This window comes from Tsukamurella ocularis (assembly GCF_965138335.1).
GTDB classification, from domain to species: domain Bacteria; phylum Actinomycetota; class Actinomycetes; order Mycobacteriales; family Mycobacteriaceae; genus Tsukamurella; species Tsukamurella ocularis_A.
In genome coordinates this window covers 110,748-124,725 of the sequence record NZ_CBCSDV010000003.1, presented here as the reverse complement: position 1 = coordinate 124,725, position 13,978 = coordinate 110,748, and the positions used below count along the sequence as shown (strand labels likewise).

The 13,978-nt window shown below is 70.6% G+C and carries 12 protein-coding genes and 1 pseudogene; 10 read left to right on the top strand and 3 right to left on the bottom strand.

Going from position 1 to position 13,978, the window contains the following annotated elements:
- Positions 1-29: 29 nt before the first annotated feature.
- Complete coding sequence (locus ACNAYW_RS04915; protein ID WP_415848639.1) at positions 30-1,484, top strand: aminotransferase-like domain-containing protein; 1,455 nt, start codon at positions 30-32, stop codon at positions 1,482-1,484.
- Between the two features lie 63 nt (positions 1,485-1,547).
- Here the strand turns inward: ACNAYW_RS04915 and arr are convergent, their stop codons facing one another.
- From arr to ACNAYW_RS04900, 3 genes are read right to left on the bottom strand one after another with little or no spacing between them, the layout of a single operon-like run.
- A complete protein-coding gene (arr, locus tag ACNAYW_RS04910) occupies positions 1,548-1,970 on the bottom strand; it encodes an NAD(+)--rifampin ADP-ribosyltransferase (protein ID WP_415848638.1) in 423 nt (140 codons plus the stop codon).
- Complete coding sequence (locus ACNAYW_RS04905) at positions 1,967-2,467, bottom strand: DUF1648 domain-containing protein (RefSeq protein ID WP_415848637.1); 501 nt, start codon at positions 2,465-2,467, stop codon at positions 1,967-1,969. The genes arr and ACNAYW_RS04905 overlap by 4 nt, the downstream gene beginning before the upstream one ends.
- 10 nt (positions 2,468-2,477) lie before the next feature.
- A complete protein-coding gene (locus ACNAYW_RS04900; RefSeq protein ID WP_415848636.1) occupies positions 2,478-3,017 on the bottom strand; it encodes a DUF1648 domain-containing protein in 540 nt (179 codons plus the stop codon).
- Between the two features lie 91 nt (positions 3,018-3,108).
- On the opposite strand from ACNAYW_RS04900, the gene ACNAYW_RS04895 reads away from it, so the two are divergent.
- The 9 genes and pseudogenes from ACNAYW_RS04895 to smc all read left to right on the top strand — a co-directional run bounded on the left by ACNAYW_RS04895 (position 3,109) and on the right by smc (position 13,916).
- Positions 3,109-3,546 carry an OsmC family protein gene (locus ACNAYW_RS04895; RefSeq protein ID WP_415848635.1) on the top strand — a complete coding sequence of 146 codons (438 nt, stop codon included), beginning with the start codon at positions 3,109-3,111 and terminating at the stop codon, positions 3,544-3,546.
- Between the two features lie 3 nt (positions 3,547-3,549).
- Positions 3,550-3,831 carry an acylphosphatase gene (locus ACNAYW_RS04890; RefSeq protein ID WP_415848634.1) on the top strand — a complete coding sequence of 94 codons (282 nt, stop codon included), beginning with the start codon at positions 3,550-3,552 and terminating at the stop codon, positions 3,829-3,831.
- A 3-nt stretch (positions 3,832-3,834) separates the two neighbouring features.
- Positions 3,835-4,641: a hypothetical protein gene (locus tag ACNAYW_RS04885; RefSeq protein WP_415848633.1), complete on the top strand. Its 807-nt coding sequence runs from the start codon at positions 3,835-3,837 to the stop codon at positions 4,639-4,641.
- A pseudogene (locus tag ACNAYW_RS04880) lies at positions 4,641-5,845 on the top strand (glutathionylspermidine synthase family protein). Before ACNAYW_RS04885 ends, ACNAYW_RS04880 begins: the two are co-directional and overlap by 1 nt.
- Positions 5,842-6,300 carry a DUF350 domain-containing protein gene (locus ACNAYW_RS04875; protein WP_415848632.1) on the top strand — a complete coding sequence of 153 codons (459 nt, stop codon included), beginning with the start codon at positions 5,842-5,844 and terminating at the stop codon, positions 6,298-6,300. Before ACNAYW_RS04880 ends, ACNAYW_RS04875 begins: the two are co-directional and overlap by 4 nt.
- Positions 6,301-6,310: 10 nt before the next feature.
- The gene (locus tag ACNAYW_RS04870) at positions 6,311-7,330 is read left to right on the top strand and encodes a LacI family DNA-binding transcriptional regulator (protein ID WP_415848631.1); all 1,020 of its coding nucleotides are present in this window, start codon (positions 6,311-6,313) and stop codon (positions 7,328-7,330) included.
- Between the two features lie 161 nt (positions 7,331-7,491).
- Positions 7,492-8,790: an MFS transporter gene (locus ACNAYW_RS04865; RefSeq protein WP_415848630.1), complete on the top strand. Its 1,299-nt coding sequence runs from the start codon at positions 7,492-7,494 to the stop codon at positions 8,788-8,790.
- 11 nt (positions 8,791-8,801) lie between these two features.
- Positions 8,802-10,280: a glycoside hydrolase family 32 protein gene (locus tag ACNAYW_RS04860; protein WP_415848629.1), complete on the top strand. Its 1,479-nt coding sequence runs from the start codon at positions 8,802-8,804 to the stop codon at positions 10,278-10,280.
- A gap of 51 nt (positions 10,281-10,331) precedes the next feature.
- Positions 10,332-13,916 carry a chromosome segregation protein SMC gene (gene smc / locus ACNAYW_RS04855; RefSeq protein ID WP_415848628.1) on the top strand — a complete coding sequence of 1,195 codons (3,585 nt, stop codon included), beginning with the start codon at positions 10,332-10,334 and terminating at the stop codon, positions 13,914-13,916.
- Positions 13,917-13,978: the final 62 nt, after the last annotated feature.

Genomic DNA, 13,978 nt, shown 5'->3' with positions numbered 1-13,978 from the left:
GATTCCATGGGACCACTTATGCTCGTCGCATGGCCCGCACCGCCACCTCCGGCCCCCTCGTCCTCGGTCGGATCACGGGCGTGACCGACCTGGTGCGGGTGATCGTCGACCGGATCGCCGACGGCGCCCTCTCCGACGGTGACCGGCTCCCGTCCACGCGCGCCCTGGCAGAGCAGGCCGGGGTCTCCCGCGGCACGGTCGTGCGGGCGTTCGACGAACTCGCCGCGGCGGGATTCATCGTCTCGCGGCACGGCTCGGGTACGCGGATCAGCGACGGTGCCGCGGTGGCCGCGCGCGCCGGAGCGCGCACGCGCGGCGCAGACGAGGACCCGTCCGAGTCCGTCGTGCCGCCGAGGCAGGGGAGAACCCGGCGCGACCTGCGGCCGGGCATCCCGGACGCGGCGCTGATCGACGAGCGGGCGTGGCGGCGTGCGGTCCGGGCGGCGGCCGGAGGGATGGCCGGGGTCAATCCGTGGGAGGAGCCCAGCCCCACGCTGGTGGCCGCGCTGTCCGGGCACCTGCGGCGCCACCGGGGCATCGCCGCCGCCCGACCGCTGCTCTTCGACAGCTCGCGATCGGCGATCGCCGCGCTGTACGCGGCCTTCGCGGAGGCGTCGCCGGGGCGCACCGTCGTCGTGCACATGGAGGACCCGGGCTACCGCGGAGCGCTCCTGATGGCCCGCGATCAGGGGCTCGACGTGCGATTCCACGCCGCGGACCCCGACGGGCTCTCCGTGGCGGCGCTCGGCGACGAACCCGCGATCGTGTTCACCACGCCCGCACACCAGTACCCCGTCGGCCACCGGATGAGCGTCGAGCGTCGGGTGACGCTGGTGGAGTGGGCCGGGCGGACGGGGTCGCTGGTGATCGAGGACGACTACGACGGCGAGTTCCGCTACGGCGTCGCCCCGCTGCCCGCTCTGCTGACGATCCCCGGTGCGGCCGACCACGTCGCCTACGTGGGGACGTCGTCCAAGTCGCTGGCTCCCGATCTGCGGGTCGCCTGGTGCCTTCCCCCGGCCGGGCTGCGCCGGCCCGTCGAGCGCTGGCTCGCGGTGCACCGCCGCGGACCGTCGGCGCTGTCCGCCGACGCGCTGGGGGAGTTCATCGCGGCGGGAGCGATGGACCGGCACCTGGCGCGCGCCGCCCGCGTGTACAGCGACCGTCGCTCGCGATTGGTCGCCGCGCTGCGCAGGGAGTGCCCGGAGCTCGTGGTGACGGGCGTCGAGGCGGGGTTGCACCTGTGCGTCCTGCTGCCGGGGCGGGACGACGACGAGGTGGTCCGCGCGCTCGAGTCGGCCGGCTGGCGCACGAGGTCACTGAGTAGTCAGGCCGCCGCGCACGAGGTGCCGGGGCTGGTGCTCAGCTACGCGCGTCTCGGCGCGCGGGACGCGGATGCCTTCGCCGCTGCGCTCAGGCGGGTGCTCATGGCCACGCTACGTGGTGGTGAGGTCGCGCCCGGGTGCTCCGACCGGATCGGCTGATCGATCGCTTCCACGTGGGCGCGAACCGACATGCCGGTTCGTCGTCACGTCCGGCTCACCCGCTCAGTTGATGATCTCGCCGCGATCGGTGGGGGCCTTCGAGATCAGGGTGTCGCGCCACATCTGCAGCGCCTCGGGCGTCAGCCGCGTCCAGTCGGTCACCTCGGCGACGATGCGCAGAGGCTCGGTGCTGCGGTACGAGCGGGTGGGGTTGCCCGGGAACTTCTTGTCGGTGACGTTGGGGTCGTCCTCGAACGTGCCCGTGGGCTCCACCTCGTAAACGCGCGGGGCGGCACCGTCGGACTTGAGCTCGGAGGCGAGCTCCGCGGCGAGCCCGGCACCGTCGCGCAGGGCCGTGAAATAGATGTGGTTCATCACCACGTCGGGCCGGTAGTTCGAGACGAAGCCCGCGCTGAGCAGGTCGCCGGGCCGCAGGTCGGCGGTGGTGCCGTGGAAGAACGGGCCGGTTTCCGTGGAGGCGCTCATGCGGCCAGGTTATCCGCCGGCGGCCGGACCAGCCGCCAGAGCAGGTGGCCGCTGCTAACGGCGATCACCGCGAGGACGACCCAGATGCCCGCATCGATGATCCGGCTCCCGTCCGGACGCACGATCGTGCTCGTCACCGAGACGGTCACGAGGACCAGCACAGCAGTGCCCACCGTCAGCAGATACCGCTGCAGGAGCGCATCGAGCGCGGGCCTGTGGTCGGGGGAGAGCCAGTACGAGCGAGCGGTCGGGGGCAGGTTGACCAGGCTGTCCGGGATGGCGGACGTGCAGGCGGCGAGGGCACCGAACAACACGCAGATGCCCGCCGTCGCCACGGCCAGGAGTCCGACCGCCGAACCTCGCGGTCGCCAGGCGTCCGCGGTCCCGCCCGCACCCCAATGCGTCGGAAAGGGGTCGGGCCCGGACGTCGCGGCCCAGGCGAGCGCGGCGCCGCACAGCAGGACCGCGGCGAGGAAGATCCACCATCGAGGTCGCATGGGCATAACGTTACCGTGGCGAACGACTATTGCTCCGGGTGGGGCGGCCGCCCCGCTGCGACGTCGAGGACCGCATCGGCGGGTGGGTGAGCAGCCAGATCAGGTAGCCGATCGAGCCCGCCAGCGCGACGAGGAAGAGGACCACGAGCGTCGATTTCGCGGCGGTCTCCGTGGGATCGATGATCGTCACCACGAAGGTCGCGCCCTGGAGGGCGAGGAAGAGGCCACCCGCCCAGAGCAGGAAGCCGGAGACGATGTCGTCGAACGCGGGCCGGTGCGCGGCGGACAACCAGTAGTCGCGCCGCGGTGTGTTGATGACCGAGGCCGGGAGCCGCGGCGCCGCCAGCGCGAGGACCGCGAACAGGACGGCCACACCGGCCGCGATGCCCGCGTGCAGCGACACCGCGTCGGCGCGCGGGGACCACGAATCCGGCTGCCCGGACAGGCCGAAATGAGTGGGGAACGGGTCGGGCCCCGATATGGCCGCCCACGTCGCCGCGGCCGCATAAGCGAGGACGGTCCCGAGGAACGACCACCACCGCACGCGCATGTCCGCAACGCTACCGGTCTCCCGCCGCGAGGGGCGGCCGAGCCGGGCCGCCGGACGCTGGTCGCGGACGGTGCTGCCGTAGATTGGGGCCATGGCCGACGACACGAACGCGCAGGCACCGTCCACCGAACTCTGGGTCGAGCGCACGGGCGTGCGCCGCTACACCGGGCGCAGCTCGCGGGGCGCCGAGGTGCTCGTGGGCTCGGCGGACGTGGAGGGCGTGTTCACCCCCGGCGAGCTGCTCAAGATCGCCCTGGCCGCGTGCAGCGGCATGTCGACCGACCACGTGCTGGCCCGCCGCCTGGGTGAGGACTACGACGCGACCGTCCGCGTCTCGGGCGACGCGGACCGTGAGAACGAGGTCTACCCCGAGCTCAACGAGGTCCTCGAACTCGACATGTCCGAGCTCGACGAGGCCGCGCAGGAGCGGCTGATCACCGTCGCCCGCCGCGCCGTGGACCAGGTGTGCACCGTCGGCCGCACGCTCAAGGCCGGCACGACGGTCAATCTCGACATCACGTCGGAGTAGCGCGTGCCCGACGAGCAGGCCCGGATGACGGCGTGGGTGCACGGTCACGTGCAGGGCGTCGGCTTCCGGTACTGGACGAAGACTCAGGCCCTGGAGCTGGGCCTGCTCGGTTACGCTGCGAACCAGCCGGACGGACGCGTGCGCGTCGTGGTCGAGGGCGACCGCTCCACATGCGACACTCTGCTGCAACGCCTGTCATCGGGGCACACCCCGGGCCGGGTCGATCTGGTCGTGGAACTGTTCGGGCCCGCACGAGGTGGGCTCCCATCGTTCGAGGAGAGGTGAGGCATGCAGCCGCCCATCCCTGAGAACCGCCCGGTGGGCGACATCCCCGGGCCGGAATCGAACTACCTGCCCGTCCCGGGGATGCCGCCCGAGCTGCACCTCCCGGACACCGGGGAGACGCCGCGCCGCCCCGGACGGATGCGCCAGCAGGACGAGAACACGCAGGCCCGACCGGAGACGGTGGCCGAGGCCCGAGCCCGGCAGCGGGCGCAGCGCCAGCGCGCCGACGACGAGCAGCGCGAGGCCGCCGAGGCCGCCGCCGCGGCCGCGAAGAAGAGCCGCCGCCGCAAGCAGATGATCGGCGCCGGGGTCGGCGTCGGCGTCGTGGGCGCGATCGCCCTGCTCTACGTCGCGATCCCCGACAACGACGGGGCGCAGAACGTCAACTCGCAGACGGCGTACTGCACCGTCGACGGCGGCCAGGTGGTCTCCGACGACTACTGTTCGCGCGGCACCTACAACCCGGTCACGGGGTTCATCCTGCTCAACGGCCTGAGCTACCGGTACAACTACGGCGGCACGTACAACAACGGCCGGCTCACCGGCGGCAGCTACGACCGCCCCGCCAACACCTCCTTCCGCACCTCGTCGGGCGCGGCGGTGGACCCCGCGAAGACCACCTCCTTCGGCACCAACGGCCAGACCAATGCGGCGAGTAAGCCCGCGCCGCCCGCCGCCGGATCGAAGTCGGGCGGGACGAACGCCGGCAGCAAGAGCGGCTCCACGGGCAAGAACATCGATCGCGGCGGCCTGGGCACCTCCAGCAAGGGCGGGAGCTCCAAGGGCGGCTCCGGATCGAGCGGCTCCTAGTGCGGCGCATGCGGGGAACGCCCCGCCCGGGCTGGCAGCGGACCGTCGAATCGCAGGGCCTGGTGTTCGGCACCCCGCGCGCGACGGTGCCGGCGACAGCCGGAACTACTGGGACGAGTCGGTGTTCTACGAGTTCGACATGGACGAGGTGCTCGCCATCGAGGCCCAGGTCGAGGTGCTGCACTCGATGTGCCTCAAGGCCGTCGAGAACGTCATCCTCACCGAGCGCTACGCCGATTTCGGGATCCCCGAGTGGGCGTGGGGCGCGATCGAGGAGTCGTGGAAGCGGCAGGACCCGCACGTCTACGGCCGCTTCGACCTGCGCTACGACGGCCGACGGCCCGCGAAGCTGCTGGAGTACAACGCCGATACGCCCACCTCGTTGCTGGAAGCCGCTGTGGTGCAGTGGTACTGGTTCCAGGACACCGCGCCGGACAAGCGCTCGTGGGACGACGGCGGCTATGACCAGTGGAACTCGCTGCACGAGTCGCTGGTGGCCCGCTGGGGCGAGATCCGGGGCGTGATCCCGCCGTCGGAGCTGCACTTCACCTGGTCCGGCGCCGATGCGACCGGCGAGGACCACGTGACCACCGGCTACCTGCAGGAGACGGCCGCCGAGGCCGGCTTCGACACCGTCGGCCTGCCCATCGAGGACATCGGCTGGGACCACGACCTGAAGACCTTCGTCGACCTCGAGGACGCCCCGATCCATTCGGTGTTCAAGCTCTACCCGTGGGAGTGGATCCTCGAGGACGACTTCGGCAAGCGGGTCGTCGAATCGATTCCCGCCACCACGTGGATCGAGCCGCTGTGGAAGTCGATCCTCTCCAACAAGGCGATCCTCGCGGTGCTGTGGGAGATGTACCCCGACCACCCGAACCTGTTGCCCGCCTTCATCGACAGCCCCGGCTTCCTGACCGAGTACGTGAAGAAGCCCAAGCTGGGCCGCGAGGGCGCGAACCTCACGATCGTGGACGCGGGTCGCGAGACCGCCACCGGTGGCGTCTACGGCGCCGAGGGTTACGTGTACCAGATGCTCGACCCGCTTCCCGAGTTCGACGGCTACCGCCCCGTGATCGGCGCCTGGGTCGTCGGCGACGAGGCCGCCGGCATCGGCATCCGCGAGACCTCCGGCCTCATCACCGACGACGGTGCCGCCTTCATCCCGCACCGCATCACTCCGAAAGGCACGACCGCATCATGAACACGACCCTCCTCGCCGCCGCGGACCTGGGCACCCTGGGCAAGGGCATCGGCGCGATCTGTCTGTACGCCCTCGTCGGCCTGCTGCTCATGGTGATCGGCTTCTACGCCGTCGATCTCTCCACGCCCGGCAAGCTGCGCGACCTGGTCAAGGCCGGCAAGCCCAACGCCACGTACATCACCGGCGCCGGCATGCTCTCGATGGCCTTCATCATCGTGGTCGCGATCTACGCCAACTACACCGGCGGCGGCGATCTCTGGGCCGGCGTCGTGTACTCGCTGGTCTACGGCGTGGTCGGCATCGTCGCGCAGATCGTCTGCGTGCGCGTCCTCGACCTGGTCACGGGCGTCGACATGGAGGAGCTCATGTACTCCGAGGTCTTTCTCCCGCAGGCCCGCGTGATCGCCGCGTCGCACGTCGCGCTCGGTCTGATCGTGGCGATGGCCGTCCTCTGACCGTCGCATCGTGAGGTCGCACCGCGTCACCCTCGCCGACGTCGCCCGGGAGGCGGGCGTCTCGGTGACGACGGTGTCGTTCGTGCTCTCCGGGAAGGAGGGCATGCGGATCACGGAGTCGACCGCGGACCGGGTCCGGGCAGCGAGCGAACGGCTCGGCTACCGCCCCGATCTCGCGGCCCGCAGCCTTCGAGCCCGGTCGACGATGACGCTCGGGCTCGTCTCCGACACGATCGGGTCCGAGCCCTACGCCGGGTACATGGTGCGCGGCGCCGTCGAGGAGGCCGGGGCGACGTCGCGGATGGTGATCCTCGCGGAGACCGAGGACTACTCCTCTGACGGCGCGGATCTCGTGGAGGCGATGCTGGACCGGCGCGTGGACGGGCTGATGTACGGCGCCATGTACACGCGCGAGGTCGTCCCGCCCGCACGTCTCTCCACCGTCCCGCACGTCTTCCTCAACTGCCTGCCGACCGAACTCACGGGGCCCGCGGTGATCCCCGCGGAGCGCGCGGCCGGGCGGACCGCTGCCGCGGCGCTCCTTGCGGCGGGGCATCGTGCCGGGATCCACCACATCGGCGGCCGTCAAGTGTCGGACCTCCACCCGGACGGCATCTACGCCGGACATCAACGGCTGCAGGGGATCGAGGAGGAGCTCGCGGCCGGGGGAGTCGAGCTGGCCGGCGTCATCGAGTGCGAGTGGGTACCCGAGCAGGGGTACCGGGTGGTGTCCGAGCTGCTGCGTTCGACGCGACCCTCGGCGCTGATCTGCGCGAACGATCGCACCGCGTTCGGGGCGTATCAGGCCATCGCGGAGGCGGGGCTCGTTGTGCCGGAGGATGTTTCGATCGTCGCCTTCGACGACTCCCAGCTCGCCGGATGGATGCGGCCGGGCCTCACCTCGGTGGCGCTGCCGCACCGGGAGATGGGGGCGCGCGCGGTCGACCTGCTCGTGTCGGGCGACCTCGACCCGGTCGTCCACGAAGTGCCTATGGAGCTCGTCGTGCGGGGCTCGGTCGCGTCGGCCTGAGCCGGGCGACTTCCGCTGCTCGTCCTGAGCGACCCTTCATGCATTCGCTAAAACGATTCGCTAAAACGATTAACTCCTTGTGAACGAGGCGTTCTTCGTTGTAGTCTTCGTCACATCCGGACGTGATGATCGTCCGGATCACGGCGAGAGTTTGGACCCCCATGGCATCGTTCACCCAGGCCTTGAAGAACAGGGCCTACCTGCATTCCTCGGTCACGTTCCTGTTGTTCTTCGCCTCGTGGGGCATCTGGTGGTCGTTCTTCTCGCCGTGGCTGCTGAAGAACCCGGAGGAGGGCGGGCTCGGGCTCAGCGGCGCCGAGCAGGGGACGGTGTATTCGACCAACTCGATCGCCGCGCTGATCGTGATGTTCGGGTACGGCACTCTGCAGGACAAGCTCGGTCTCAAGCGGCACCTGGTGATCCTCGCGTCGATCGCGATGGCCGCCGTCGGGCCGTTCTTCATCTTCGTCTACGAACCGCTGCTCAAGAGCGCCTTCATGGCGGGCGTGATCGTGGGCGCGATCTACCTCTCCTTCGGCTTCCTCGCCGCGGCGGGCCTGCTCGAGGCCGTCAGCGAACGCACCAGCCGCCGTTTCGGATTCGAATACGGCCAGGCCCGCATGTGGGGCTCCTTCGGTTACGCGATCGTGGCTCTGGTGGCAGGCTTCCTGTTCGCGATCGATCCGCACCTGAACTTCCTGGTGGGCTCGGCGTTCGGTATCGCCTGCCTCGTGGTCCAGATCTTCTGGAAGGACGAGAAGGCCGGCGCCGCGTCGCACATCGAGCCGACGACCCCTTCGCTCGGCGAGATGGTCGCACTGCTGAAGATGGGGCGACTGTGGAAGGTGATCCTGGTGGTCCTGTTCACCTGGACCTTCTACACCGTGTACGACCAGCAGATGTTCCCGGACTTCTACACCCACCTCTTCGACGACGTGAAGCGCGGCGAACAGGTCTACGGCGTGCTCAACTCGGTGCAGGTGTTCCTCGAGGCCGCCATGATGGGCGTGGTGCCGGTGCTCATGCGCAAGGTCGGCGTGCGCACGATCCTGCTGCTGGGCTTCACGGTGATGGCCGTGCGGATCCTCGGTACCGCGGTGTTTAGCGATCCCGTCACGGTCTCCGTCGTCAAGATGTTCCACGCCCTCGAGGTGCCGCTGTGCATCCTCGGCGTGTTCCGCTACTTCACCCTGCACTTCAACGCGAAGCTGTCGGCGACGCTGTACATGGTCGGCTTCCAGATCGCTTCGCAGGTGGGCGTCGTCATCCTCTCGCCGCCGCTGGGCGCGCTGCGCGACGAGCTGGGCTACCAGCCCACGTTCTACATCATCGCCGCGACCGTCGCGGTGGCCGGCACCATCGGCTACCTCATCCTCAAGAAGGACGACGAGGAGGTCGACGGGGACCCGTTCTACCGGGACGGGCAGGAGCCGCTCGACACCGCCAAGGCCGACGCATGAGGGGCGGGGACGTGACCGGTTCGAGCATGGAGGCCGAGCTGGCGCGCGCCGAGGCCGCCGTGGCGGATATGGCCGCGCGGCGTGGGGACCGCTGGTACCCGCGCACGCACATCGCCGCGAACGCAGGTTGGATCAACGACCCGAACGGGCTGTGCCACTTCGGTGGCCGCTACCACGTGTACTTCCAACACCACCCGTACAGCGCCCAGTGGGGCCCGATGTACTGGGGGCACGTGTCCAGCGCCGACCTGGTGACCTGGCGGCACGAACCGATCGCACTGGCTCCCAGCCTGGAGGAGGACCGCGACGGCGTCTTCTCCGGGTCGGCGATCGTCGACGGCGACGAGCTGGTGGTCTACTACACGGGCCACCGCTGGCGGAACGGCGTGAGCGAGGACGAGGGCAACCTCCAGGTCCAGTGCATGGCGAGATCCTCGGACGGGACGACCTTCGTCAAGGAGGGCGTGGTGGTCACGGGCCCGCCGGAACTGCCGCACTTCCGCGACCCGAAGGTCTGGCGCATGGGCGAGACCTGGTACATGGTGTTCGGAGTCTCCTCCGCCGACGAGCGCGGCGAGGTCTGGCTCTACACCTCCACCGACGGTGCGGCCTGGGAGTTCGATCGCGTCCTCTTCCGTGACCCGGACCCGAACGCGTTCATGCTCGAATGCCCGGACATGTTCCCGCTGGGTGACGCGTGGGTCATCGTGTACTGCCCGATGGGGCCGAAGCCACAGGGTTACGGCCTGCGCAACGGCCACAACGCGGGATACGTGGTGGGGGACTGGGCTCCCGGGCAGGACTTCGTGCAGCGCACCGATTTCCGGCCCGCCGACTGGGGCGGCAACTATTACGCGCCCCAGAGCTTCACCTCGCCCGACGGCCGCCGCATCGCCTTCGGCTGGATGGGCGGCTTCGACCACCCGATCGTCTCGCAGCGCGACTCCTGGTGCGGCCAGCTCACCGTGCCGCGCGAGCTCACCCTGGCCGATGACCTGCGGGTCCGCGCCATGCCGGTGGCCGAGTTCGCCGGATTGCGCACGGCCACCGTCGACCTGGGGGAGGTCACGATCGGGCGCGACGAGGAGCTGACGCTCCTGCCCGACCTCGACTCCGCCGATATCGAACTCACGATCTCCCTGCCCGACGGCGACGCGGAGCGTGTCGGCCTCGTGCTCCGCACCGAGACCGGCAACGAGATCCTCATCGCCTACGACGATCTGGCACAGCGTGTGCTGATCGACCGCCGACGCGCCGGGTACGGGGAGCGCGGCTACCGCGCGGCGCCCTTCGACGGCGACGTCCTGCGGCTGCGCATCGTCGTGGATCGCGGATCGGTGGAGGTCTTCGCGGGTGACGGCGCGGAGTGCGTGAGCTCGCTCGTCTTCCTCGGCGAGGGCGTGCGCTCCGCGATCCTGTTCGCGGAATCGGGCTCCGCACGGTTCACGCAGGCCACGGCCCATCGCCTCGGGTCGATCTGGGAGAACTGACCGCGCGCGCCCATCGGGTCCGGCCGGGCGCGGAGGGTATTCTCGACAATCGTGTATCTCAAGTCGCTGACGTTGAAGGGCTTCAAGTCCTTCGCTTCGGCGACGACTCTGCGCCTCGAACCGGGCATCACCTGCGTCGTCGGGCCCAACGGATCGGGTAAGTCGAACATCCTCGACGCCCTGCGTTGGGTGATGGGCGAGCAGGGCGCCAAGGGCCTACGCGGCGGCAAGATGGAGGACGTCATCTTCGCCGGCACCTCCGGCCGCGCGCCGCTGGGACGCGCCGAGGTCACGCTCACCATCGACAACTCCGACGGTGCGCTGCCCATCGACTACTCCGAGGTCTCCATCACGCGGCGCATGTTCCGCGACGGCGCCGGCGAGTACGAGATCAACGGCACCAAGTGCCGCCTCATGGACGTCCAGGAGCTGCTCTCCGACAGCGGCATCGGCCGCGAGATGCACGTCATCGTCGGGCAGGGGCAGCTCGCCGCGATTCTCGAGTCCAAGCCCGAGGAACGTCGCGCCTTCATCGAGGAGGCGGCCGGCGTGCTCAAGCACCGCCGCCGCAAGGAGAAGGCGGTCCGCAAGCTCGACTCGATGCAGGCCAACCTCGCCCGCCTCACGGACCTCACGACGGAGCTGCGCCGCCAGCTCAAGCCGCTCGGGCGGCAGGCCGAGGTCGCGCGTCGGGCGCAGACGATCCAGGCGGACCTGCGGGACGCCCGGCTCCGCCTCGCCGCCGATGACCTGGTGCGGCGACGTGCTGAGCTGGCCGATCAGAGCGGCAACGAGGCGGCGGTGCGTCTCGAGCAGAATGAGGTGGCCGAACAGCTCGACGAAGCGAATGCGCTGGTCGCGGAGCACTCGGAGGCCGTGGCCGCGTTGGACCCGGCGGTGAAGGCCGCAGGGGAGGGCTGGTTCTCGCTCTCCGCACTCGCCGAGCGCGTCTCGTCGACGGAGCGCATCGCCTCCGAGCGTGCCCGCCTGCTCTCCGAACCTGTGCAGCACCCCCCCGGCCGCGATCCCGACGAGCTGGAGGCCGAGGCCGAGCGCGTCGCCGAGGAGGAGGCCGAGCTCATGGAGGCCCTCGAGGAGGCCGCCATGATCCTCGAGGAGGCGACGGAGGAGCTTGCGTCGCGCGAGGAATCCGCCCGGGATGCGGAGAAGGCGCACATGGCTGCGGTCGCGGCGATCGCGGACCGTCGAGAAGGGCTCGCGCGACTGGCCGGCCAGGTGGAGACGCTGCGCACCCGCGCCGAGTCCGTGGAGGCGGAGTCCGGGCGGCTCACCGCCGCCATCGCCGAGGCCGTCGAGCGGGCCGAGGCCGCCGAAGCTGAGTTCGAGCAGGTCCAGGGGCAGATCGCCGAGCTCGACGCCTCCGAGGCCTCGCTCGACGAGCACCACGAACGCAGTTCCGCAGCGCTGCACGCCGCCCAGGCCCGCGTCGAGGAGTTGCGGGCCGCTGAGCGCGAGGCCGAGCAGAAGGTGGCCTCGCTCGTCGCGCGCATCGAGGCGCTGTCGATGAACCTGGACCGCGGCGACGGTGCCGCCTGGGTCGTCGAGCACGTCGACGGCGTGACCGCTGCGGTCGCCTCGCGGCTGTCGATCCGGAGCGGCTACGAGAAGGCCGTCGCGGTGGCGCTGGGCCCGGTGGCGGAGGCCGTCGCGGCGGGCTCTGTCGATGCGGCCGTGACGGCCGTTGCGCGGTTGCGCGAGGCCGACGGGGGCCGGGCGGCCGTCGTCATCGAGGGCGTCACGCCCGGCACCGCGCCCACGGGCCCCCTGCCCGACGGTGCCGTCTGGGCCGTGTCGTGCGTCGAGGCGCCGTCGTCGCTGGAGGGGGCCGTGACGGCGGCGCTGGCGGGATACGTGCTCGTCGCGTCCGTCGACGACGCCCTGGCGGTGGTCGCCTCGCGTCCCGAGCTGCGGGCCGTGACGTCCGACGGTGACGTCATCTCCCACGGGGTGCTGACCGGCGGCTCCGCGGCGCGGCAGTCGACGCTGGAGGTGCAGAAGTCGATCGACGCCGCCGAGGCGACGCTGGGGGAGACCCGACGGTCGGTGGAGTCGCTGTCGGCAGCGCTGGCCGGAGCTGTTGCGGAGGCGGAGTCGCGGCGCGAGGTGACGGAGTCGGCGCTGGCGGCGCTGCACGAGTCGGACGCGCAGCTCGGCGCGATCTACGAACAGCTGGCCCGGCTGGGGCAGGCGGCGCGGAGCGCGCGCGACGAGGCGGAGCGCCTGGTGGCGCAGCGTACGCGGATCGAATCGTCGCGAGACGAGACCCGGACCGCGCTGGTGGAGCACGAGGAGCGCCTGCGGCTCGCCGAATCGCTGCCGGACGAGTCGGTGTCCGTGGGGACGGACGAGCGGGATGCGGAGGCTGCCGCTCTGGCCGCGGCGCGTTCGGTGGAGATGGAGGCCCGGCTCGCCCGGCGGACCGCCGAGGAGCGCGCGGCCGGCGTGCGGGGCAAGGCCGAGGGGCTTCGACGGGCCGCCGCTGCCGAGCGGGCTGCGCGGGAGCGGGCTGAGGCGGCCGCGGCTTCTCGGCTCGCTGCCGCCGCGGTGGCTTCGTCGGTGGCGGAGGGCGCTGCGCTGGTGTCCTCGCGGCTCGGGCGCGCGGTGACGAGGGCTGCCGCGCACCGTGACGCGCTGGAGGCATCACGTGCCCAGCGCGCCGGTGCGCTGGACGTCGCGCGGCAGGAGAGCTCCGCCCTGACTGCTCGATTGGCTCAGCTGACGGATGCGGTGCACCGCGACGAGGTGGCGCGGGCGCAGGCGGCGCTGCGGATCGAGCAGCTCGAGGAGCAGGTAGTGGCGTCGTTCGCGATGTCGCCCGATGACCTTGTCGCCGAGTACGGACCGGACGTACCGCTGCCGCCGTCTTCGCTGGAGCTGGAGGAGTACGAGGCGGCGCGCGAGCGCGGCGAGACCGTGGTGAAGCCCCAGGGCCTGCCGTTCGACCGGGCGGTGCAGGAACGGCGTTTGAAGCTCGCGGAGAAGGATCTTACGACGCTCGGGCGGGTGAACCCGCTGGCGTTGGAGGAGTTCGCGGCGCTGGAGGAGCGTTACAACTTCCTCTCCACACAGCTCGAGGACGTGAAGTCGGCCCGCGAGGACCTGCTGAGCGTGGTCGAGGAGGTGGACGCCAAGATCCTGCAGGTGTTCACCGAGGCCTGGGTGGACGTGGAGCGCGAGTTCGTCGAGGTGTTCAAGACCCTGTTCCCGGGCGGCGAGGGCAAGCTGATCCTCACCGAGCCGGGGGACATGCTGACCACCGGCATCGATGTGGAGGCCCGGCCCCCGGGCAAGAAGGTGAAGCGCCTGTCCCTGCTGTCCGGCGGCGAGAAGTCCCTGACCGCCGTGGCGATGCTGGTCGCAATCTTCCGTGCGCGGCCGTCTCCGTTCTACGTGATGGACGAGGTCGAGGCGGCGCTGGACGACACCAACCTCCGCCGCCTGATCTCGTTGTTCGAGCAGCTGCGCGATAAGTCGCAGCTCATCGTGATCACGCACCAGAAGCCGACGATGGAAGTCGCCGACGCGCTCTACGGCGTGTCGATGCGCGGTGACGGCATCACCCAGGTCATCAGTCAGCGGATTCGTGGGCAGGAGCTCGGCGCGCTGCCGGTGTGAGAGCGGGCCCGTTCAGGCACTATGAAACCGTGACCATGAGTGACAATTCGGACACGTCAGGT

Excerpts from the sequence above, each read along its gene's own strand:
- ACNAYW_RS04915 (WP_415848639.1), top strand. The coding sequence starts at position 30 with ATGGCCCGCACCGCCACCTCCGGCCCCCTCGTCCTCGGTCGGATCACG.
- arr (WP_415848638.1), bottom strand. The coding sequence starts at position 1,970 with ATGAGCGCCTCCACGGAAACCGGCCCGTTCTTCCACGGCACCACCGCC.
- ACNAYW_RS04905 (WP_415848637.1), bottom strand. The coding sequence starts at position 2,467 with ATGCGACCTCGATGGTGGATCTTCCTCGCCGCGGTCCTGCTGTGCGGC.
- ACNAYW_RS04900 (WP_415848636.1), bottom strand. The coding sequence starts at position 3,017 with ATGCGCGTGCGGTGGTGGTCGTTCCTCGGGACCGTCCTCGCTTATGCG.
- ACNAYW_RS04895 (WP_415848635.1), top strand. The coding sequence starts at position 3,109 with ATGGCCGACGACACGAACGCGCAGGCACCGTCCACCGAACTCTGGGTC.
- ACNAYW_RS04885 (WP_415848633.1), top strand. The coding sequence starts at position 3,835 with ATGCAGCCGCCCATCCCTGAGAACCGCCCGGTGGGCGACATCCCCGGG.
- ACNAYW_RS04875 (WP_415848632.1), top strand. The coding sequence starts at position 5,842 with ATGAACACGACCCTCCTCGCCGCCGCGGACCTGGGCACCCTGGGCAAG.
- ACNAYW_RS04865 (WP_415848630.1), top strand. The coding sequence starts at position 7,492 with ATGGCATCGTTCACCCAGGCCTTGAAGAACAGGGCCTACCTGCATTCC.